Source organism: Dickeya dadantii NCPPB 898 (genome assembly GCF_000406145.1).
Lineage (GTDB): Bacteria > Pseudomonadota > Gammaproteobacteria > Enterobacterales > Enterobacteriaceae > Dickeya > Dickeya dadantii.
Window position 1 is genome coordinate 1,652,551 of record NZ_CM001976.1, and the last position, 23,004, is coordinate 1,675,554.

The following is a 23,004-nucleotide window of genomic DNA, read 5'->3' on the forward strand; positions in this document are numbered from 1 at the left end:
GACCTGCATGAAAAAGGGCTGATTGAGAAGCTGCTGGATACCCAGTGCTTTGACGCCAACGCGGCGGCATCGCTGGCGAAAAACCCCAACCATGTGGAAATCTCCACCAACGTCTACGCCAACCCCAGTGCCAAGGCCGCCTGCTGCGACCAGCTGGACGTGGTGATCCTGAGCGCGCTGGAAATCGACACCCAGTTTAACGTCAACGTGATCACCGGCTCCGACGGGGTGATGCGCGGCGCGTCCGGCGGCCATTGCGACGTGGCGACGGCGGCCAACCTGACCATCGTGGTGGCGCCGTTGATCCGCAGCCGTATTCCGACGGTGGTGCGTCAGGTGACGACCTGCGTGACGCCGGGCAGCGCCATCGACGTGCTGGTGACCGACCACGGCATCGCCGTCAACCCGGCGCGTCCGGAGGTGGCGGAGCGGCTGGTCAGCGCCGGTCTGCGCGTGATGTCGATTGAAGAATTGTACCAGCGGGCGATCCAGCTGGTGGGCGAACCGAAGGCCATCGAATTCCACGACCGCATCGTCGGGGTGATCCGCTACCGTGACGGCAGTGTGATTGACGTGGTGCGTCAGGTTAAAGAGGACAACGAGTGAGCGCCGTGACGCCAGAACCCCCATATGTCGGGTATCCGGCGTCGTCATGTGTTTGTTGATCGAACCGGTGTCCGTTGATCGACTCAAGGCCGATCAAGTTAGCATCGCTACGTTATTTTTCTGTTTTAATCTTATTTCCCGGCGCCGGAGGTTACCTGCGCCGGAATAGTATTTTGCTGACAAGGAATAACGTCGCTGATAGGTATTTAATTCGCTGAGTATAAGTCTGTTTCTATTTTTAGTGTGAATTACGCATTGATTACCATTGTCATGGTAAGGAGCTGTCATGTTAGAACATTATCATGCCCATATTGCCGAACGACGTGAAATGGGTATTCCTCCCAGGCCCCTAAATACCCAACAGGCTACAGAGCTGGTGGCGCAGTTGAGTGCTGCAGAAAATCAGTCATCCACTGATATTCCCGCATGGCTCGATTTACTGACTTATCATATTTCCCCCGGCGTTGATGATGCCGCGCAGGTTAAGGCGGCCTTTTTAGGGAAAATTGTCCGTGGCGAGATCACCGTTGCGGCACTTTCTCCGATTGCCGCGGTGCGTTTATTAGCGACCATGCAAGGCGGCTATAATATTCAGCCATTAATTGATGCGCTGGATAATTATGCGTTGGCAGACGAAGCGGTAAAGGCCCTGAGTCATACCCTGCTGATATTTGATTATTTTAACGAGATAGAAGAGAAAGCCCGGCAGGGGAATGTCTATGCATTGCGGGTATTACAGTCCTGGGCCGATGCAGAGTGGTTTACCGCACGTCCGGCACTGGCAGAAAAAATCACGCTGACGGTTTTCAAGGTGTCGGGGGAAACCAACACCGATGACCTGTCACCTGCACCGGAAGCCTGGTCGCGCCCGGATATTCCGCTGCATGCACTGTGCATGTTGAGTGTTCCCCGCGACGGCGTTACGCCGGATAAACCGGGGAGTATCGGCCCGGTGGCGCAGATGCTGGCATTGAAAGCGCAGGGTTATCCGTTGGTGTATGTTGGCGATGTGGTGGGCACCGGCTCATCGCGCAAATCTGCCACCAATTCGATTTTATGGCACCTCGGGCAGGATATTCCGTTTGTGCCCAATAAACGTGCCGGTGGGGTGGTGCTGGCCGGTAAAATCGCGCCGATTTTCTTTAATACCCTGGAAGACTCCGGCGCGCTGCCGATTGAGATGGATGTGGCTGCTCTGGCAACCGGTGATGTGATTGATATTTATCCCTATCAGGGCGAGGTGCGCCGTCACGATGGTCAGACGGTACTTACCCGTTTTACGCTGAAAACCGATGTGCTGCTTGATGAAGTGCGTGCCGGAGGGCGTATTGCGTTGATCATTGGCCGTAGCCTGACCGCGCGTGCCCGTCAGGCGCTGGGGCTGGCGCAAAGCACGGTATTTCGTCTGCCTAAGGCTCCAACTGCATCGTCACACGGGTATACGCTGGCGCAGAAAATCGTGGGTAAGGCGTGTGGCGTTGCCGGTGTGCGGCCGGGGCAGTACTGCGAGCCGCGCATGACCACCGTGGGCTCGCAGGATACCACCGGCGGCATGACGCGTGACGAACTGAAAGATTTGGCGTGTCTGCAATTCTCCGCCGATTTAGTGATGCAATCGTTCTGCCATACATCGGCCTACCCGAAACCGGTCGATGTTAACCTGCATAAAACCTTGCCGGATTTTATCACCCGGCGTAATGGGGTCTCGCTGCGTCCGGGCGATGGCATCATCCATTCCTGGCTCAACCGGATGCTGGTGCCCGATACCGTTGGCACCGGCGCTGATTCCCACACCCGTTTCCCGATTGGTCTGTCGTTCCCCGGCGGTTCCGGTCTGGTGGCGTTCGCGGCGGCAACCGGCATCATGCCGCTGGATATGCCGGAGTCGGTGCTGGTGCGCTTCAAGGGACAAATGCAGCCAGGCATCACGTTGCGCGATCTGGTTCATGCCATCCCTTATTTTGCCATTCAGCAAGGGCTGTTGACGGTGGCGAAGCAGGGGAAGAAAAACATTTTCTCCGGCCGCATTCTGGAAATTGAAGGCCTGAGTGGCTTGAGCGTCGAGCAGGCGTTTGAACTGGCGGATGCTTCGGCAGAGCGCTCGGCGGCGGCCTGCACCATTAAACTTGAACAAGCCGACGTAGAAACCTATCTGCGCTCGAATGTGGCGCTGCTGCGCACCATGATCGCCGAGGGGTATCAGGATGCGCCGACGCTGGCGCGGCGTATTGAACGTATGGAGCAGTGGCTGGACGATCCGAGGTTGCTGACAGCCGATGCGGATGCAGAGTATGCCGCCGTCATCGAGATAGACCTGGCGGCTATCCGCGAGCCGATTTTGTGCGTCCCCAATGACCCGGATGACGTGAAAACGCTCTCTGAGGTGGCAGGAAACCGCATTGATGAGGTGTTTATCGGCTCATGTATGACCAATATTGGGCACTTCCGGGCGGCGGGTAAACTGATGTCGCAACATCAGGGGGATATCGTCGCCCGGCTATGGCTGGCGCCGCCCACACGTATGGATGCCCATCAGCTCAGCGACGAGGGCTATTTCAGCCAGTTTATCAAGTCAGGTGTGCGTATTGAACCGGCCGGATGTTCGCTATGTATGGGGAATCAGGCCAGAGTGAAAGCCGGCAGTCATGTCGTTTCCACCTCTACCCGCAATTTCCCGCACCGTCTTGGCACTGATGCCAGCGTTTATCTGGCATCGGCCGAGTTGAGTACGGTAGCGGCGATACTGGGTCGGTTGCCCTCGGCGGCGGAATATCTGCAACAGGTGGCGGTTCTGTCCCAGTCGGCGTCGGAGATTTACCGCTATTTGAATTTCGCCTCGTCCGCAGATCCGGTGGCAGAAAAACGCATTCCGATACAGGCTGTCTAAGATCGTTGGCCCGCATGTGCTGATGCGGGCCAACGACGACCGAACATTCCCGCTTGCATCAACGCAGACGACCTCGCCACGCCCATTCGCATTGTTATGACAATCTCGTATTTATGACTGACCCGTCGACTGTTGACGGTATGTTGCAAAATCGCGTCAGGCAGGTTTATTCACTTTCTTTCTGAGCCGACGGATTGTTACGCATTCGTGGCGATAGGTTACCGGTATGAGTAAATGATGGTGGGCCGTGATGAGAGAAGAGGTTTTGCGGTCGAAACACCCAGGGTGGAACAGCGCCAATATGTCGATTAAATAAGCATATTTATCGTTATGTATTTAATTATATATCGAAAATCCACCTGCCAATACCCATAAAGGGGGTGAATGTACTATTAAAACCGTAATTTTTGATTTTGCTCAAAATCTCCTCGTGGCGTGTTGTTAGATTTCCCGCAACAAAAAAAATACATAAATTCTATAGGGAAAAGCATGCAAGTTAATCGAAGGGGCTTTTTTAAAGTCTGTGCCGGGGGAATGGCTGGGACTACACTCGCTGTTTTAGGATTTACACCAACGGAAGCCATGGCCTCAGTCCGTCAGTACAAGCTGCTGCGGGCGAAAGAAACGCGCAATAACTGCACTTACTGTTCCGTCGGTTGCGGGCTGCTGATGTACAGCCTGGGCGACGGGGCGAAAAACGCCAAACCCGCCATCTTTCACATCGAAGGGGACCCGGATCACCCGGTCAGTCGCGGCTCTTTATGCCCGAAAGGCGCCGGTCTGGTGGACTACATCCACAGCGAAGGCCGCCTGAAATACCCGCAATACCGCGCGCCCGGTTCGGATAAATGGCAGCGCATCAGCTGGGATGACGCCATTGACCGCATCGCCCGTCTGATGAAAAAAGACCGTGACGCCAATTTCGAGCGCCTCAACGCCAAAGGCGCGCTGGTCAACCGCTGGCTGACCACCGGGATGCTGTGCTCTTCCGCCGCCAGTAATGAAACCGGCATTCTTGACCAGAAGTTCGCCCGTTCGCTGGGTATGGTCGCCATCGATTGTCAGGCGCGCTTGTGCCACGGCCCGACCGTGGCCGCGCTGGCGCCGACCTTCGGCCGTGGAGCGATGACCAACAACTGGGTGGATATCAAAAACGCCAACGTGATTATCGTGATGGGCGGCAACGCGGCGGAAGCGCACCCGGTCGGCTTCAAATGGGCGGTGGAAGCTCAAACCCACAACGACGCTAAACTGATCGTGGTCGATCCGCGCTTTAACCGCTCCGCCGCGGTGGCCGATTTGTACGCGCCGATCCGCGCCGGCTCCGACGCCGCGTTCCTGCTGGGGGTCGTCAACTATCTGATCACCCACGACAAAATTCACCACGACTACGTGAAGTCTTACACCAGCGCCAGCCTGATCGTGCGTGAGGATTTCAGCTTCGACGAGGGCTTGTTCAGCGGCTATAACGCCCAGACCCACCAGTATGACAAGAGCAGTTGGCAGTACGAACTGGGGGCGGACGGTTTCGCCAAACGCGACATGACGCTGACTCACCCGCGTTGCGTGTGGAACCTGCTGAAAAAACACGTTTCCCGCTACACGCCGGAGATGGTGACCTCGCTGTGCGGCACGCCGGCGAAGGCGTACGAAGAGATCTGTCAGTCGCTGGCGGATACCTGCGTACCCAACAAAACCGCGACTTTCATGTACGCGCTGGGCTGGACCCACCACACCAACGGCGCGCAGATTATCCGCGCGGCGGCGATGATCCAGCTGCTGCTGGGCAACATCGGTATGGCGGGCGGCGGCATCAACGCGCTGCGCGGCCACTCCAACATTCAGGGCTATACCGACCTGGGGCTGTTGAGCCTCAACCTGCCGGGCTATATGCCGCTGCCGTCCGAAAAACAGGGCGACCTGAAAACCTATCTCAGTCAGATCACGCCGGATGCGCTGCTGCCGGATCAGGTCAACTACTGGAAGAATACGCCGAAGTTTTTTATCAGCATGATGAAGAGCTTCTGGGGCGATAACGCGCAGGCGTCCAACAACTGGGGTTACGACTGGTTGCCGAAATGGGACCGCAGCTATGACGTGATGGCCCAGACCGAGCTGATGCTGGACGGCAAAATGAACGGCTATATCGTTCAGGGCTTTAACCCGCTGGCGGCGTTCTCCAACAAGAACAAGGCCACCGCCGCACTGTCGAAACTGAAATACATGGTGGTGATCGACCCGCTGGCCACCGAAACCTCCACCTTCTGGCAGAATCACGGCGAGTTCAACGATGTGAACCCGGCCGAGATCCAGACCGAGGTGTTCCGCCTGCCGTCCAGTTGCTTTGCCGAAGAAAACGGCTCTATCGCCAACTCCGGCCGCTGGCTGCAATGGCACTGGGCCGCGGCCGAGCCGCCGGGAGAGGCGCTGCACGACGGTAAGATCCTCGGCCGCCTGATGATGCGTCTGCGTGAGCTGTACCGTGAAGAGGGCGGCGTCTGCCCGGAACCGGTGATGAACATCAACTGGAACTATCAGGACCCGGAAGACCCGACGCCGGAAGAGATCGCCCGTGAATCCAATGGCATGGCGCTGGCGGACGTGTTCGACGACAAAGGCAATCTGGTGCTGAAAAAAGGCCAGCAGTTGGCGGACTTCTCGCAACTGCGCGACGACGGCACCACCGCCAGCTTCTGCTGGATTTACGCCGGTAGCTGGACCGAAGCCGGCAACCAGATGGCGAATCGCGACAACACCGACGTCGGCCTTGGCGCCACGCCGGGTTGGGCCTGGTGCTGGCCGCAAAACCGCCGCATCCTGTACAACCGCGCCTCGGCGGATTTGCAGGGCAAACCCTGGGACAGCAAACGTAAGCTGCTGGAATGGACCGGCCAGAAGTGGAAAGGCATCGACGTGCCGGACTTCGCCGCCACGGTGCCGCCGGGCAAAGACACCATGCCGTTCATCATGCTGCCGGAAGGGGTGGCGCGTCTGTTCTCGCTGGACAAACTGACGGATGGCCCATTCCCGGAACACTACGAGCCGATAGAAAGCCCGATCGGCACCAACCCGCTGCACCCGGCGGTGGTATCTAACCCGGCGGCGCGTCTGTTTGCGCGCGATGCCAAAACCATGGGCAAGGCGAGCGATTTCCCGTACGTCGCCACCACCTATTCCATTACCGAGCTGTTCCGTCACTGGACCAAACACGCGCGCATGAACGCTATCGTCCAGCCTGAGCAGTTTGTCGAAATCGGCGAAAACCTGGCGAAAAGCAAAGGGATTCAGGCGGGCGATATGGTGAAAGTGTCCTGCCAGCGCGGTTACATCAAAGCGAAAGCGGTGGTGACCAAGCGCATCAAGACGCTGACCGTGGCCGGAAAAGCGATCGAAACCGTCGGCATTCCCTGTCACTGGGGATTCGAGGGGACGACGCGCAAGGGATTCCTGGCGAATACCCTGACGCCCAGCGTCGGCGATGCCAACTCGCAAACGCCGGAGTACAAGGCGTTTCTGGTCAATGTGGAAAAGGTGTAAGGGGAGAACGTTATGTCAATGCAATCACAGGATATTATCCAACGTTCCGCTACCAGCAGCCTGACGCCGCCGCCACAGGTTCGGGATGATAAAAGCGAAGTCGCCAAACTGATCGACGTCACCACCTGTATCGGCTGTAAAGCCTGTCAGGCGGCCTGTTCCGAGTGGAACGACATCCGTGACGAAGTCGGTCACAACGTCGGGGTGTACGACAACCCGGCCGACCTGAGCGCCAAATCCTGGACGGTGATGCGTTTCTCTGAAGTCGAGAGCGAAGACCGTCTGGAGTGGCTGATCCGCAAGGACGGCTGTATGCACTGCGCCGAACCGGGCTGCCTGAAAGCCTGCCCGTCGGCGGGTGCCATCATTCAGTACGCCAACGGCATCGTCGATTTTCAGTCCGAGCACTGTATCGGCTGCGGTTACTGCATCGCCGGCTGTCCGTTCAACATTCCGCGTTTAAATAAGCAGGATAACCGCGTCTACAAATGCACGCTGTGTGTGGATCGCGTCAGCACCGGTCAGGAACCGGCCTGCGTGAAGACCTGCCCGACCGGTGCGATTCATTTCGGTACCAAGGAAGAGATGAAACAGCTCGCCGCCGAACGTGTCGCGCATCTGCAAAAACGCGGCTACGACAAGGCCGGCCTGTACGACCCACAGGGCGTCGGCGGCACCCACGTGATGTATGTGCTGCATCATGCGGACAAACCATCGCTGTACCACAACCTGCCTGACGACCCGAAAATCTCGACGCCGGTCAACCTGTGGAAAGGCATTCTCAAACCGCTTTCGACGCTGGGCTTCGTCGCCACCTTCGCCGGGTTGATGTTCCACTACATCGGCATCGGGCCGAACACGGAAGAGACCGCGCACCCGCATGAAGGGCAACCGCACGAAGGAGAAGATAAGCATGAGTAACCCGAAAATGATTGTGCGCACCAAATTTATTGACCGTGTTTGCCACTGGATTGTGGTGATCAGCTTCTTTATGGTGGCGCTGTCCGGCATCGCGCTGTTTTTCCCGACGCTGCAATGGCTGACGCAAACCTTCGGTACGCCGCAGATGGGGCGCATCATGCACCCGTTCTTCGGCATTCTGATCGTCATTTGTCTGGTGCCGATGTTTATCCGTTTCGTCGGTCACAACATCCCGAAACGGCGCGATCTGCCGTGGTTCCTCAACATTATCGAGGTGCTGAAGGGCAACGAGCACGAAGTGGCCGATGTGGGTAAATATAACCCCGGTCAGAAAATGATGTTCTGGAGCATCATGGGCCTGACGCTGGTGCTGCTGATTACCGGCATCATCATGTGGCGCCCGTACTTCGCGCATCTGTTCCCGATCGACGTGGTGCGTTACGCCATTCTGTTGCACGCTACGGCGGCCATCGTGCTGATCCACGCCATCCTGATTCACATGTACATGGCGTTCTGGGTTCGCGGCTCGATCAAGGGGATGATCGAAGGCAAGGTGTCCGAGAAATGGGCGCTGAAACACCACCCGCGCTGGGCGCGTGATGTTATCGACAAGGCCAGTAAAGATAAGAAGTAACCTTTCCTGCTGATGATTCTCGCTCTGTGCGGGAATCGTCAGGCGGGTGACTAAACCCCTTACGGTGATTTGTGGTAGTCTGGCGCGTAACGGAATTCAGGGTGGGTGATGCGCCATGTCACTGAAACAGATTGCAAAAACGCTGGGGCTGTCGGTTACTACCGTTAGCCGGGCGCTGAACGGCTACGATGACGTGGCCGCCGAGACGCGCCTGCGGGTGGAAGATGAGGCGCGACGCCTTGGCTATCGCCCTAACACCTTTGCCCGCCGCCTGAAAATGGGCCGTATTGACGCGGTTGGGCTGGTGTTCCCGTTGCAGCCTGCGCCGCTCAGCAATACTACCTTTATGGAAATGGTGGCGGAAATTAGCCATGAATTGTCGAAGCAGGAGATCGATCTGCTGCTGATCGCCGACGAGGAGCAGGCTGACCATCCGGCGTTTTTGCGCATGATTGAAAGCCGCCGGGTGGATGCGCTGATTGTCGCTCACACCCTGCAACAGGACTCTCGTCTGCAATATCTGCAATCGATCGGTTTTCCGTTTCTGGCGCTCGGGCGTAGCGACCTGCCGATGCCCTATGCCTGGTTTGATTTCGACAATCAGGCCGGCGCCGCGCTCGCCACCCGTCACCTGATCGCGCTCGGCCACCGTCACATCGCCTTCCTTGGCGAACACCATCCTCAATCATTTATCGCCCAGCGCCGCGCCGGTTATCTGGATGCACTGGCCGCCGCCGGTATCGCCCGGCGTGATGAGCTGTTGCGCCAGATAGCGCCATCGCGCCGGGAAGGATACCAAACCACTTTGCAGTGGCTGGCACTGCCGCAGCCGCCCACCGCCATCGTCGTCGACGGCAGTACGCAGGGGGAAGGGGCGGCGCTGGCGTTGCGCGACAGCGGACGCCTGCAGGGCGAGCAGGCCGTATCGCTGATCGTCTATGACGGCTTGCCGGCCGACTCGCTACTGGAGATACCGGTCACCGCCATTACGCAGGCTACGCGCGTGCAGGTGGGGCGGCAGATCGCCGATATGGTGTTTCGCCTGCTGGCGGGAGACGCGCCGGCGTCGTTGCAGGCGTTGTGGCAGCCGCAACTGCGTGCCGGACAGACCGATAACCCGCCGCCAGCACAGGCCGGAGCACTGCTCCCGCCGACATCGTGATGCTATCGCTCTCGCCGTTCGTTTTTTAACCCGATCACAAAACCGAAACGTTTCGGTTCTAATCCGAAACGTTTAGGAATACAAAATAACCTCATCACCCATCATTCAGGAGGATGAGGATGGAAACGACGCTGATTCGTCTCGCCAGCCCGGCGACGGATGTCATTGTGCGCTGCTGGCCGGCAGCGGAAATACTGTACTGGGGGCCGCATCTGGCGGCGTTTTCGCCGCAGGATGCGGACAGCCTGTCGCGGCCGGTGGCGAACGGCCGGCTGGATGTGGACGTGCCGGTGACGCTGGCAGCGGAAACCGGACGCGGGCTGTTCGGCTCGCCGGGCATTGAGGGGCATCGCAACGGTCTCGATGCCTTTGCCGTGCTGACCACCGTCGCGGTGCGTCAGCCGGACCCGCAGCAACTGGTCATCGAGGCGGAAGACCGTCAGGCTGGCCTGCGCCTGACCACCGAATTACGGCTGCACGCCGACAGCGGGGTGCTGCAACTGCGCCACTGCCTGACCAATCTGCATCCGGGTGACTGGCAGGTGCAGCGGCTGGCGGTCACGTTACCGTTACCGGAGTCGGCGGCGGAGGTAATGGCGTTTCACGGCCGCTGGGTGCGGGAATTTCAGCCGCATCGCACGCTGCTATCGCACGGCAGTCTGGTGCAGGAAAACCGCCGCGGGCGCACGTCTCACGAATATTTTCCGGCGATGATCAGCGGGGAACCGGGATTTGCCGAACAGCACGGTCGGGTGTGGGGCGCGCACCTCGGCTGGAGCGGCAACCATCGGTTGCGCACGGAGGTGAAAACCGACGGCCGGCGGCTGTTGCAGGCGGAGGCGCTCTACCTGCCCGGCGAAATCGCGCTGGCGCAGGGGGAGTCGCTGACCACGCCGTGGCTGTACGCCGCCTGTTCTGAACAGGGGCTGAATGGCATGAGCCAGCAGTTTCACCGGTTTCTGCGTCAGGAGATTATCCGTTTTCCGCGTGCCAAGGCGCGCCCGGTTCACCTCAATACCTGGGAAGGCATCTACTTTAAGCATGACCCGGACTACATCATGCAGATGGCGAGCCAGGCGGCGGCGCTGGGCGTCGAGCGCTTTATTATCGACGATGGCTGGTTTCGCGGGCGCGACCATGACCGCGCCGCGCTGGGTGACTGGTATGTGGACCCGCGCAAGTACCCGCAAGGGCTGATGCCGGTGATAAACCATGTGCGGGAACTGGGCATGGAATTCGGCATTTGGGTAGAACCGGAAATGATCAACCCGGACTCCGACCTCTGTCGCGCGCACCCGGACTGGCTGCTGGCGCTGCCCGGCTACGACCAGCCGACCGGCCGCTACCAGTACGTGCTCGACCTGTCTAATCCCGAGGTGTTCGATTATCTGCTGGCGCGTCTGAGCTGGCTGTTGGGCGAGCACCCCATCGATTACGTGAAATGGGACATGAACCGGGAACTGGTGCAGCCGGCCCATCAGGGGCGGGCGGCGGCCGACCGCCAGACGCAGGCGTTTTACCGCCTGCTCGATGTGCTGGGCGAGCGTTTCCCGCAGGTGGAGTTTGAGTCCTGCGCATCCGGCGGCGGGCGCATTGATTATGAAGTGTTGCGGCGTTGCCACCGCTTCTGGGCGTCCGACAATAACGACGCGCTGGAGCGGCAAACGATTCAGCGCGGCATGAGCTACTTCTTCCCGCCCGAAGTGATGGGGGCGCACATCGGCCATCACCGCTGTCACGCTACCGGACGCCAGCACAGTATTGCCTTTCGCGGGTTGACGGCGCTGTTCGGCCATATGGGCATCGAGCTGGATCCGGTGCGCGCCGATGCGCAGGAACAGGCCGGTTTTCGCCATTATGTGGCGTTGCATCGGCGTTACCGCGCGCTGTTGCACACCGGTTGCCTGTGGCGGGTCGACATGCCGGACGCCACCACCCAGGTGCAGGGGGTGATCAGCGCCGATCGGGGGCAGGCGCTGTTTCTGGTGGCGCAGCTGGCGATGCCGGATTACGCGCTGGCCGGGGTGCTGCGCTTCCCCGGTCTGGACCCGCAGGCCCGTTACCGGTTGACCGTGGTGGATCATCCCGACCTGAAGCCGGTTGTCGACGGCGGCAGCACCATGCGCCAGTTGCCGGCATGGATGGCGGCACCGGCTGAATACAGCGGCGAATGGCTGATGAAAGCCGGGCTGCGTCTGCCCATTCTCAACCCGGAAACGGCGCTGTTGCTGGCGTTAGAACGTCTGTAATACGGTGGGAGAGGGCGACCTCTCCCCAGTCTGGATCCTCTGAGGATAATAATATGGACATCAGCTCTGCGACCCCTCGCACCAGTACTCACCGATACAACCGTAATTTCTGGATTTTCGGCCTGTTCTTTTTTCTGTATTTCTTCATCATGGCGACCTGTTTTCCATTTCTGCCGGTCTGGCTGGCGGAGGTGATCGGCCTGAACAAAACCCAGACCGGGGTGGTGTTTTCCGCTATTTCGCTGTTCGCCATTCTGTTTCAGCCGCTGATGGGGGTCGTGTCGGACCGGCTGGGGTTGAAAAAACACCTGCTGTGGGTGATCGCCGTCTTGCTGTTTTTGTTCGCGCCGTTCTTTCTGTATGTGTTTGCGCCGCTGCTCCGGGTCAATAGCCTGCTGGGGGCGATGGCGGGCGGTGTTTACATTGGTTTGGTGTTTTCCGCCGGTTCCGGCGCGGTGGAAGCCTATATTGAACGCGTCAGCCGCCAGAGCGGTTTCGAGTATGGCAAGGCGCGGATGTTCGGCTGCCTTGGCTGGGGGCTATGCGCGTCAACGGCGGGCATCCTGTTTAACGTCAATCCGGCGCTGGTGTTCTGGATGGGGTCCGGCGCGGCGGTGATCCTGCTGGTGTTGCTGCTGATAGCCCGTCCCGAGCATCACCCGACGGCGCAGGTGATGGACGCGCTGGGCGCCAATCAGCCGCAGGTGACGTTGAAAATGGCGACCCGGGTATTCGGCGATCGCAAATTGTGGATGTTTGTGTTGTACGTGGTGGGCGTGGCCTGCGTGTATGACGTGTTCGACCAGCAGTTCGCCAACTTCTTCAAATCGTTTTTCGCCACGCCGCAGCAGGGCAATCAGGTGTTTGGCTTTGCCACCACGCTGGGTGAACTGGCTAATGCCGTCATCATGTTTTGTTCGCCGTGGATCATCAATCGTATCGGCGCCAAAAACACGCTACTGGTGGCGGGGACGATCATGACGGTGCGGATTGTCGGGTCGGCGTTTGCCACCACGGTGGTGGAAGTGGTGGCGCTGAAAATGTTGCATGCGCTGGAGGTGCCGTTCCTGCTGGTGGGCGCGTTCAAGTACATCACCACTACCTTTGACACCCGGCTGTCCGCCACCATCTACCTGATTGGCTTTCAGTTCGCCAAACAGTCGGCGGCAATCTTTCTGTCGGCGATGGCGGGGAATCTGTATGACCGCATCGGTTTTCAGCACACCTATCTGATCCTCGGTGCCATCGCCCTGACGGTGACGGTTATCTCCGCGTTTACGCTATCCGGCTCGCGCGCCAACTCACAGCCGGCATATCGCACCACGCTGTCCTGAAAACCGGGGCTATCCTGAAAGCTGGGGCCTGAAAACCAGTACCTGAAAACCTAAGATCTGAAAACGACAGAACAAGGCCGGTCTGACGCACAATGCGCAGACCAGCCTTGCCCTGGCTCTCATCGCGGCGTTTGGCGGTCACGCCAGCGCACCTAATTTTTAACCGTATTGATGGTCCAGATATCCTGCGCCAGCCGGCGATCGAGCAGGTAGGCGTACGGCATGTAGAAATAGCCGTTTTCACCCACAGCTTTCCCCCACGAGTTACGGAATTTGAATAGCTGGGTGGCGTTGTCATACCCCACGCACAGCACGGCATGGCCGCCTTCCGGTTTATCCTTGCCGGAGGGCAGCGGCACCACAACCGGCAGGTTTTGCAGATCGATCCAACTGGAATACACCGTAAAGCCGAACACAAACGGAAAGCCGCAGGCCAGGCAGCCTTGCAGATGCGCCAGATCCTGATGTAACCGCTGGTAGTTGGTAATGGTGTATTTCAACGCATCCTGATAGCACCGCGCCGGTGGTTTGGTGGCCGCCGGCGCGCCGGGGGGAAATTCGCCGCCTTCTTCCTTAGGCGGGGTCGCCACGTAGGGCCATTCATCTTCCGGGCATACCCCGAGTTTATGCAAGGCTTTGATCCCGTCACGCAGCATTGCACCGGCGTCGTATTTGACATCGCCTTCAATGGTGCGCTCGCAGTAGTAGATAAATAGCCTTGAGGGTATGAAGTTCGGTCGTTCCCCGGCTTTCAGACGATCAAACTGTACGGCACCCGCCAGCGCGTTGGCGGTGCAGGAGCCGATGGGGCCCTGATCGTAGACCTCAAAGGTCGGGGTCAGATCCACTTTGGCCGGCAACACTTTCAGTACGCTTGGGTCTGGCGTGTAGTGGTGATCGCGGATATCCAGGGTATCAGGAATGTAGCCCAGCCGGGATTTACGTCTTTTAGTCAGCATAGTTATCAGCCTCTTGATTGTAAGGTTTGCAAGGTTCCCGTCCATTGTTGGCGATGCGGTTGATTCAGCTATCGGAATGGGTTGAGAGATGATGAATGGCCGATAACCGTCTGTTGCAGGATATGACTCCGGAAAATCCGGCATCGGCCGCCAGCGCCGTTCGCCTGCCGCCGGCGGCACAAAATGCGGCCTGCGCCGGTAACACCGTGGCGTGTTTCGTTACATCCTGTTGAGTGCGTCTCGGCAGCCTCGGCGCCTGGGCGACAAAGCAACTCCGGCGCTGGATTGGGCGGTGGTGAGCGCGGCGCGATAAGATTCTCGGGATAAACGGCGCACGGAAGGTGACGCCGGGGGCCTGCGCCGATTACGATAAGCCGTTGTCGGGCGGGCGGTATTGCTCAGTGGGTAGTCAGCGCAACGGGCTATTTGTGAGTCGCCGCGGCGCCGGAGGCGAATTTTCTATTCTTTAGGGAAGACAGAACGTTAGGGGAGTACAGAGGAACAAACATGCCAGCACCCATCAGATATGTGCAGGACAGCAACCCGTTGCCGGATCAGGCGGACGTGGTGGTGATTGGCGCCGGGATTGCCGGCGCGGCGGCGGCGTATGAGCTGGCGAAAAAAGGCGTCAGCGTGCTGTTGCTGGAAAAAGGGCTGGTCGGCGGTGAACAGTCCAGCCGCAACTGGGGATGGTGCCGGCAGCAGAACCGCGATGAGCGCGAACTGCCGTTGATTATCTATGCGCTGCGTCGCTGGGAGGAACTGCAACAGGAAACCGGCGAAGAGCTGGGGTTCCGCCGCAGCGGTCTGCTGTACGCTACGCAGGATCAGGCGGAAATCGACGCCTGGGATAACTGGGGCAAGATGGCGAAAGCCTACGGCGTGCGCAGCGACATTCTCAACGCCGAACAGGCCAAAGCGATGACGCCGGGCAGCACCACGGCGTGGCTGGGCGGGGTGTCGTCGCCGACCGACGGTCATGCCGAACCGGCGCTGGCCTGCGCCGGACTGGCGATCGCCGCCCAGCGCCTCGGCGCCAGCGTGATCCAGCAATGCGCGGTGCGCGGGCTGGACATCAGCGGCGGGCGGGTCAGCGGGGTATGGACCGAGCGCGGACGGGTGAAAACCTCCATGGTGATTTGCGCCGGCGGCGTCTGGAGCTCGCTGTTTTGCCGTCGCCACGGCATTGAACTGCCGTTGGGCAACGTGATCGGCACTGCGTTTCGTACCGCGCCGATCGAACAGGCGATCGGCCTGCCGTTTTACACCGCTGCGTTTGCCTGTCGCCCGCAGTTGGACGGCAGCTATACGGTGTCGGTGTCCGGACGCGGTCGGCTGGAGCCGGGGTTCCAGAGCCTGCGTTACGCCCGCCAGTTTTACCCCACGTTTCGCGCCCGGCGTAAAAACCTGTCGTTCCGGCCGGGCATCAAACCGTTCCTGTGCGGACCGGAAGCGCGGGCGAGCTGGGCGTTTGACGACCTGTCGCCGTTCGAGAAAACCCGCATTCTCGACCCGGCGGCGGACATGGCGATGGTGAGCGAAGGGCTGGCGGCGATGCGGCGCGAATACCCGGCGCTGGCCCATGTACGCGCGGTGCAGGCGTGGGGCGGCATGATCGACAGTACCCCGGACGCCATTCCGGTGATTTCGCCGGTGGAGAGCCTGCCGGGGCTGGTGGTGTCCGCCGGGTATAGCGGCCACGGTTTCGGCATCGGGCCGGGCGCCGGGCGGCTGGCGGCGGATCTGGTGACCGGTGATGTACCGGTGGTGGACCCGACGCCGTACCGCTATGCCCGGCTGGTGGACGGCTCCGGGCTGAAAGCGCCGGGCATGATGTGAGGACAGGACATGACGATAACATTACGCGCCATGACGGCGGCGGATGCCGGCTACGGCTGGTCGCTGACCCAACAGATGAACTGGCCGCATCGGCTGGAAGACTGGCAGGACGCCTTGCTGCTGGGCGAGGGGCTGGTGGCGGAAGTGCAGGGACAACCGGCAGGCACCGCGCTGTGCTGGCGCTGGGGCGAGCGCCGGGCCACCATCGGTCTGGTGGTGGTAGACGGTCGGCAACAGGGGCGCGGCATCGGCCGGTCGCTGATGGAGGGGCTGCTGGCCGGTCTTGACGGCTATCAGGTGCGGCTGCACGCCACGGCGGCCGGGCAGGGGCTGTATGCCCGGCTTGGGTTTACGCCGGTGGGTGAAATCCATCAGTACCAGAGTCCGCAGTTGCCGTCGAACCTCGCTCCTCAACTGAGTGCCGATCAACGGCTGCGCGCCGCTACGCGGGATGACGCGCCGCAGCTGACTGCGCTGGACCAGCAGGCGCACGGGCTGGCGCGTCCGGCGTTGATCGCCTGGCTGCTGCGTCAGCCGGAGCCGGTGCGGGTGTTGGAACAACACGGCCACATCGCCGGGTTTGCCGCGCTGCGCCGCTTCGGGCGCGGTTACGTCATCGGCCCGGTGATTGCCGACAGCGCGGACAACGCCCGTTTGTTGATCGGCGCGTTGATGGCCGAGGTCGGCGGCGAATTCGTGCGTATCGACAGCGACGCCGCGCTTGGGCTGGGAAGCTGGCTGGCCGACTGCGGGCTGCAACAGGTGGACGCGCCGGTCACCATGATCCGCGGCGTACCGTGGCAACCGGAGGCGGGCGGTATGCGTGCCTGGGCGTTGATGACGCAGGCGATGGCGTAATGCATATTCTGTATAAGTCGGTGGCGGAGCGTGGGCGGCAGTGGGCGGAAATTATCGCCCGCCGTTATCCGCACGCCCGTTTCTGGCAATGGCCCGAGGTGCCGGACCCGGCGGCGGTGGAGTATCTGGTGGCGTGGGAGGCATCGGCGGAGCTGATCGCCGGTCTGCCCAATCTGAAAGCGCTGTTTTCGGTGGGTGCCGGCGCCGACCAGTTCAACTATGCGGCGTTGCCGCCGTCGCTGCCGGTGGTGCGCATGGTGGAGCCGGGTATCGTCAACGGCATGGTGGAGTACGTCACCTTTGCGGTGCTGGGGCTGCACCGCGACATGCCGTTGTATCTGCAACAGCAGCGCGAACGGCGCTGGCAAGGGCATCCGCTGGTGCCGGCGTCTCAGCGGCGCGTCGGGGTGATGGGGCTGGGTGAACTTGGCCGGGCGGTGCTGATGCAACTGCAAACGCTGGGTTTTGCCTGTCGCGGCTGGAGCCGCACGCCGAAATCACTGCCGGGCGCGGTCTGTTTTGCCGGTGATGAGCAACGGGCGGCGTTTTTGGCCGATACCGACATTCTGGTGTGCCTGCTGCCGCTGACGCCTGCCACCCACGGCATACTCAATGCGCAACTGTTCGGCCAGTTGCCGACCGGCGCGGCGTTGGTGCAGGTTGGGCGCGGCGCGCAGCTCAATCACGATGACTTGCTGACGGCGCTGAATAACGGCCGCCTGCGTGGCGCGGTGGTGGATGTCGTCGATCCGGAACCACTACCGCCGGCGCATCCGTTCTGGTCGCATCCGGCGCTGTGGCTGACGCCGCACATCGCCAGCCAGACCCAGGCGGACAGCGCGGTAAGCGCGTTGATGGACAACATTGCCCGTTTCGAGCGGGGCGAGCCGATGGTCGGCGTCATCGACCGGCAACGGGGCTATTGAAATATGACGGAAACCGCACCGGTCGAGAGGCTGATGTGCGTTGCCCGGCGAACGTCTTGCCGGGTGGTTAATTACCCTGACCTGCGCCGGCCGATACCGACATCGGAAGCGTGCGCGCCAGTAGCACGTGCAGACAGGCGACCTGTGGGATCAGGCCAGTCAGCATGATCAGGCAGCCAAACACCCCAAAAAGCGTTCCGACGAACTGGCGATGTTGCGTGGTTATCCCGCTTGATAACATGCGCCAATGATCGAATGGTCTACCGGAATGACAAGGCGGCGAAATATAAGATTAGGTCTGGTTTAGCGGCGTGGCCGCCGGTGCCGTTGATGAGAACAGCCGGGACAGATCCGCGTGCATGGCTGCGGCGATCAATCGAAAATCGTGTTCGCTGATGGAGAACAGACCAACGCGCAACGCGTAGCCCCAGTTCGTCCGGCCGGCGGTGAATTCAAGCTGGTTCAGCAGTGGCCGGATGGCTGTTTCCACGCTATCCACCCAGTCGACGTCGCGGCGATGCGGCTCGAAGCCGTCCCCCATGTCGAACCGGTAGGGCTCGCCGCAGTTAATGATGCCGATAGCCGTGAAGCGCTGGTGGCGTTCCTTCCCTTTGAACGTCTGGTTGGGGGAGTAATAGGCGAATCCGTCGCCGGGCCGGGCGCGTTTCAGGGCGCTGAGCTTGCCGTGGCAGACCTGAATGTATCCCCCGTCGAGCGCGTGCCGGACGTGTTCGGCGGAAACCACGCCGACCCAGTAACGGCGCGGCTGGGGCTGGTCATGGGGCGATAACGTGAATGGGGTAGGGGATAGCATGGCGTTTCCTTCTCGGTTGGGTACCCGAAAAGGTACGCGCGGCAACTGACAGATTGTGTCAGCAGTCGTTGCCATCGGGTCTTTCCTGCCGTGATTTCGGCTCGCACCATTTCTTGTGTGGTCGCTATTGAATGGTGCGGTTACGCCCTTCGCGCTTAGCGGTGTAGAGGTTTTTATCCGCCAGCGGAAACAGCTCATGCACCGTGTCCACCAGGTATTTTCCCGACGTCGGCGCATGCGCGATGCCGATGCTGACGGTGACCGGCACCGGCTGCTGATTGAACATAAACGGGGTCTGCTGGATGGTCTGGCGTAGCCCGTCGGCCAGTCGATAAAACGCCGACGGGCTGTAATTGAAGCAGACCACGGCGAACTCTTCTCCACCGATGCGGCTGACCAGCCCCTGCGAGGGAACGGCCTGTTTGATCACGCCCGCCACCTGACGCAGGATTTCATCACCGCAGTCGTGCCCGAAGCTGTCGTTGATGTTTTTGAAATGGTCGATGTCGATCAGCATGATGTTGACCGCGTTTTGCAGCGCTTTGATGCTCCGGTCTTGTGCCGTCAGCGCTTCGCTAAAGCCGTAGCGCGACAGGGTCTCGGTGAGAAAATCATGGCTGGCCTGTTGCAGCAGGCGGGCGTTCAACTGGCGAATGGTGCGGGCGTTGGTGGCCATCATCAGCGGGCTGAAGATAGTGGCGGCGATGCCGATGCGGGCGATGGTGACCTGATGCATAAACAGCGGATCTTGCGAACCATACAGCGCGTAAACATGTTCTGCCGTCAGAATCAGCTCGGCGGATCCGATACACAACGTAATCAAGCGAACCAGCCACAGCGGATAGACGATGGCGCACCAGGTCAGCGCCGGTAACGGAAACGCCAGAATGGCGACCGGGCCGAGCAGCGGGGCCACGCAGATCGACAGCAGCAACAACAACAGCGGCAGCGCGTCCGACAGCCGCAGCGCCGGCAAACGCAGCGGGATTTGGCTGCGCAGGGTCAACAGTAGCGGCAGGAACAGCACCGCGGTGTAGAACTGATCGCTGAACCAGTTGAGAAAGTTACTGCGAAACACCGCGGCCGGAAAACGGGGCCAGGGCTGTTGCGCCAGCGCGCCGACGATGCCGCAGGCCAGCGCCGCTATCATGCAGGCGACGAAGACATACAGCGAGCTGATCATGTCGGTTTCCCGGCGGGCCAGGAAACCGGGCCAGTTGAGCAACTGGGTGAGGACGAAGATAAACGCGATATTAGCGGAATTGATGGTAAACGCGGTCAGTCCCCAGCCGTAAAACAGGGAGTCCTGCAGGATCATCGCCGCGTAAGATACGGCGTAATACCAGGGATTATTCAGATACCGGCAGCGGTAAAACAGCGCGGCGACGATGATGTTCACCGGCCAGAATACGGACAGGTCAAGGTCGGAAAGCCGGGTGTGCGCGCCGATGCTGCAGCCAATCAGCGTTACCATGAAGACGTTCAGGCTGTTTAACCCGGTGCTGTCGTTTTTAAATAAAGCCAAATTCAGATGCATGCCGTCAATCCACTGTCAGTTTATAGCCTTCCCCTGGCGCTAGGTCGCTGTCGGCCTTTGCTGCGTGCTGGCAGCGGCGGGTCATGCGTAGAGCCGGTATGATACCTTGCTAAAGGTAAAGGGCATGATTATAGGTAAAAGGTATGAAAAAAAGCCTGTTTGGCGCTGTTTCTCTTCTATTTTATTTCTGACAATTCGTTATGAGCAATAAAACGAATATGGGGTAGTGTGTCCCTTTGTGATCGAGATTGCCGGCGCGGAATGGGACATGGTTGTCGGGGCGGGAAGATCATGCCGGAACCGGCTAAACCTGCCGCGGCATTGGCCTGTTTCCGGTCGCATCGACGTGCTCGACGGTACGAGAGATAAAAGAGGAGAGGGTGGCGGGGTAGTCGGCGTGGGTTATCGCGTTAGCTGGCATCCGGTCGCATGGCGTTTCGTTATGAGCGCCGTACGGTTTTATGCTTTTTAATCGTGTCACAGTGATATCGGGCATTAACTTTTTCTCACATTAATTTTCCCGTCAATAATTGTTCCGTCAATATCTGTTCCGTCAATATCTGTTCCGTCGATAAAAACAGCGCAATGAGAATTATCAGGCCGCCGGAGATCCGGCTGACGATTTGCGCCGCCCTGGGGCGCGTCTGCAGCACAACCTTTGAGCCATACCCAACCAGCGAATAGACCGCCCCACGGCTGAATATATGCGGTGAGAGGTGTCGGGAGGCATGGCGCCGTATCAGCGGAAGCGCCAGGCAGTCAGACGCCGTTCCGCCAGCGTGATGAGCCGATAAAATAGTGTGCTGACCAGTGCTATCAGCACCACGCCGGCGATCACCCGTTCCGACTGGAACAGTTGCTGGGCGCGGATCATCATGCTGCCAATACCGTTGCCGGAAGCGATGAAGTATTCCGCGCCGATGGTGCCGACCCAGGCGTGCATCAGCGACAAGCGTAGCCCGGAGAACAGCGCCGGCAGCATCGCCGGCAACGTCAGCCACCGCAGCCGCTGCCGCGCGCTGAGGCGCAACACGCGCGCGGTTTCCAGCAGCGACGGCGGCAGATGGCGAACGCCCTGATAGCTTGCCAGCAGCGCGGGGAAAAACGCTGCCAGCGCGATGAACACCACTTTGGCGCTCTCTTCCATCCCGAACCAGGCGGTGAGCAGCGGCAGCCAGGCGAACAGCGCGACGCTGCGCAGCGCGGAGAGCAGCGGCGTCAGCAGACGATCGGCCACGCGGTGGCGACCCAGCAGACCGCCCAACAGGCAGCCCAGGCCGGCTCCCAGCGCGAACCCCGCCAGCGTGCGGGACAGGCTGGCGCTCAGCGCGGAGGTCAATTCCCCGCTGCTCAACCCGGCCAGCAAGGCGGTCACCACCTCACGAGGCGCGGGCAGAAACGCGGCATGCACCCATTGCCGATCCGTGGCAAGTTGCCAGAGCAGGCACAATAGCGCGGGCAGGATCCAGCCGGCCAGCGCGTGCCAGGCGGCGTGCGGCGTCGGGCTTTCGTGGCTCAGCACCGGCGCAGGCCAGAAAATCCAGCGCCGTTCCAGCCGTTGCAGCGCCTGCTCGCCCGCCAGACCGAACGCGCCGATCGCCAGTATGCAGACGAACACCAGATCCAGCATAAACAGCTGACGACTTTGCACCATCAGGTAACCCAGCCCTTCGCTGGATGCCAGCAACTCCACCGCGATCAACGACACCCAGCCTTGCGAGAACGCCAGCCGCGCGCCGGTCATCACGTACGGCAGCATGGCGGGGATCACCAACCGGCGCAGCCGGGTCAACCGGGGCAGGCGCAGCGTGCGCGCCATCTCGTAGAGTGTCTGCGGCGTCTGGCGGATGCCGGCGCAGGTGCACAGCGTGACCGGCACCGTCACCGCCTTGATCAGCACCACCAGTTTCAGCGCTTCGCCGATACCCAGCGCCAGCATCAACAGCGGGATCCAGGCCAGCGTCGGGATTTGCGCCAGCACGTTGAACAGCGGCATGCCGAGCCGGTCCAGCGTGCGGCTAAGGCCAAACAGCACGCCGAGCGTCAGGCCGAGCGCGATGCCGCCCGCCAGCCCGAACGCCAGCCGGGCAAGGCTAACCAGTAACTGGGGTGCCAGCTCCTGCGGAATGAAGTCGCGCGCGCTGTCCGCCACAGTGGCGGGGGAAGGCAGAATTTGTTCCGACATCCAGTCGTAATGGCTGGCGAGCCACCAGCCGCACACCAGCAGCAGCGGCATCAGCAGTGCGCCGCACGCCGCCGACAGCGGGGCGAACGACCACGGGCGCGGCGGGTTAAGCGTCAGTTTGGGCATCGTCGACATCGTCATGGCGTGCGGTGTTTACTTGCGGGTTAGTAACGACAAACGGGTGATGCCCGCTTTTTCCAGATCGGCCAGCAGCGCGGCCACCGCGCCATAGTTGGCGGCGTCTTCCGCCTGCACCTGCACCACCAGCTCCGGATTGGCGGCTTTGGCCTGTTGCAGGCGCGCCGTCAACGCTTCGCGGGGCAGCGCTTCCTTGTCGATAAACAGCTGCTGCGACGCATCAAGGCTTACCACCAGCGGACGCGGCGAATCGGCCGGCGCCACCGCCGCCGTTTTGGGCAGGCGAATCGGGATGCTGTTGGTCAGCATCGGCGCGGTGACGATAAACACCACCAGCAGCACCAGCATCACGTCCACCAGCGGGGTGATGTTCATTTCGCTCATCACCTCGTCATTGTCGCGGGAAGCAAACGCCATG

At 60.5% G+C, this 23,004-nt stretch carries 17 protein-coding genes; 12 read left to right on the plus strand and 5 right to left on the minus strand.

Annotated features, from left to right (window positions below; genetic code table 11):
- The 8 genes from DDA898_RS23625 to DDA898_RS07830 form a co-directional block, all read left to right on the plus strand.
- A partial coding sequence (locus tag DDA898_RS23625) for a citrate lyase subunit alpha (protein WP_038910798.1) occupies nucleotides 1–606 on the plus strand: 606 nt, incomplete at its 5' end.
- A gap of 286 nt (nucleotides 607–892) precedes the next feature.
- Nucleotides 893–3,493: a bifunctional aconitate hydratase 2/2-methylisocitrate dehydratase gene (locus tag DDA898_RS07800; protein ID WP_038910799.1), complete on the plus strand. Its 2,601-nt coding sequence runs from the start codon at nucleotides 893–895 to the stop codon at nucleotides 3,491–3,493.
- Between the two features lie 489 nt (nucleotides 3,494–3,982).
- Complete coding sequence (gene fdnG / locus DDA898_RS07805) at nucleotides 3,983–7,030, plus strand: formate dehydrogenase-N subunit alpha (RefSeq protein WP_071604515.1); 3,048 nt, start codon at nucleotides 3,983–3,985, stop codon at nucleotides 7,028–7,030.
- A 12-nt stretch (nucleotides 7,031–7,042) separates the two neighbouring features.
- Complete coding sequence (gene fdxH, locus DDA898_RS07810; protein ID WP_013317321.1) at nucleotides 7,043–7,951, plus strand: formate dehydrogenase subunit beta; 909 nt, start codon at nucleotides 7,043–7,045, stop codon at nucleotides 7,949–7,951.
- On the plus strand, nucleotides 7,944–8,585 hold the full coding sequence (gene fdnI, locus DDA898_RS07815) for a formate dehydrogenase-N subunit gamma (protein ID WP_013317322.1): 642 nt from the start codon (nucleotides 7,944–7,946) through the stop codon (nucleotides 8,583–8,585). The genes fdxH and fdnI overlap by 8 nt, the downstream gene beginning before the upstream one ends.
- Nucleotides 8,586–8,700: 115 nt before the next feature.
- Complete coding sequence (locus DDA898_RS07820) at nucleotides 8,701–9,747, plus strand: LacI family DNA-binding transcriptional regulator (RefSeq protein ID WP_013317325.1); 1,047 nt, start codon at nucleotides 8,701–8,703, stop codon at nucleotides 9,745–9,747.
- 119 nt (nucleotides 9,748–9,866) lie between these two features.
- The gene (locus DDA898_RS07825; protein ID WP_038910800.1) at nucleotides 9,867–11,996 is read left to right on the plus strand and encodes an alpha-galactosidase; all 2,130 of its coding nucleotides are present in this window, start codon (nucleotides 9,867–9,869) and stop codon (nucleotides 11,994–11,996) included.
- 53 nt (nucleotides 11,997–12,049) lie between these two features.
- Nucleotides 12,050–13,330, plus strand: a complete 1,281-nt coding sequence (locus DDA898_RS07830) for an MFS transporter (protein ID WP_038910801.1) — start codon at nucleotides 12,050–12,052, stop codon at nucleotides 13,328–13,330.
- 152 nt (nucleotides 13,331–13,482) lie between these two features.
- On the opposite strand, the gene DDA898_RS07835 is transcribed toward DDA898_RS07830, so the two are convergent.
- Entirely contained in the window at nucleotides 13,483–14,289 is an 807-nt protein-coding gene (locus DDA898_RS07835) for a C1 family peptidase (RefSeq protein WP_081639230.1), read from the minus strand.
- A gap of 95 nt (nucleotides 14,290–14,384) precedes the next feature.
- On the opposite strand from DDA898_RS07835, the gene DDA898_RS23350 reads away from it, so the two are divergent.
- The 4 genes from DDA898_RS23350 to DDA898_RS07850 all read left to right on the plus strand — a co-directional run bounded on the left by DDA898_RS23350 (nucleotide 14,385) and on the right by DDA898_RS07850 (nucleotide 17,912).
- Entirely contained in the window at nucleotides 14,385–14,522 is a 138-nt protein-coding gene (locus tag DDA898_RS23350; RefSeq protein WP_158305119.1) for a hypothetical protein, read from the plus strand.
- Nucleotides 14,523–14,796: 274 nt separating this feature from the next.
- The gene (locus DDA898_RS07840) at nucleotides 14,797–16,128 is read left to right on the plus strand and encodes an NAD(P)/FAD-dependent oxidoreductase (protein ID WP_038910802.1); all 1,332 of its coding nucleotides are present in this window, start codon (nucleotides 14,797–14,799) and stop codon (nucleotides 16,126–16,128) included.
- A gap of 9 nt (nucleotides 16,129–16,137) precedes the next feature.
- Nucleotides 16,138–16,986, plus strand: a complete 849-nt coding sequence (locus DDA898_RS07845; RefSeq protein WP_038910804.1) for a GNAT family N-acetyltransferase — start codon at nucleotides 16,138–16,140, stop codon at nucleotides 16,984–16,986.
- Complete coding sequence (locus DDA898_RS07850; protein WP_038910805.1) at nucleotides 16,986–17,912, plus strand: 2-hydroxyacid dehydrogenase; 927 nt, start codon at nucleotides 16,986–16,988, stop codon at nucleotides 17,910–17,912. Before DDA898_RS07845 ends, DDA898_RS07850 begins: the two co-directional genes overlap by 1 nt.
- Before the next feature lie 292 nt (nucleotides 17,913–18,204).
- On the opposite strand, the gene DDA898_RS07855 is transcribed toward DDA898_RS07850, so the two are convergent.
- The 4 genes from DDA898_RS07855 to DDA898_RS07870 form a co-directional block, all read right to left on the minus strand.
- Complete coding sequence (locus DDA898_RS07855; protein ID WP_050570228.1) at nucleotides 18,205–18,726, minus strand: EVE domain-containing protein; 522 nt, start codon at nucleotides 18,724–18,726, stop codon at nucleotides 18,205–18,207.
- A 124-nt stretch (nucleotides 18,727–18,850) separates the two neighbouring features.
- Nucleotides 18,851–20,263 (minus strand): GGDEF domain-containing protein, encoded by a 1,413-nt coding sequence (locus DDA898_RS07860; protein ID WP_038910806.1) that lies wholly within the window; start codon nucleotides 20,261–20,263, stop codon nucleotides 18,851–18,853.
- Nucleotides 20,264–21,002: 739 nt separating this feature from the next.
- Nucleotides 21,003–22,589: an ABC transporter permease gene (locus tag DDA898_RS07865; RefSeq protein ID WP_038910807.1), complete on the minus strand. Its 1,587-nt coding sequence runs from the start codon at nucleotides 22,587–22,589 to the stop codon at nucleotides 21,003–21,005.
- A gap of 12 nt (nucleotides 22,590–22,601) precedes the next feature.
- A complete protein-coding gene (locus DDA898_RS07870) occupies nucleotides 22,602–23,003 on the minus strand; it encodes an ExbD/TolR family protein (RefSeq protein WP_038910809.1) in 402 nt (133 codons plus the stop codon).
- Nucleotide 23,004 lies beyond the last annotated feature (1 nt).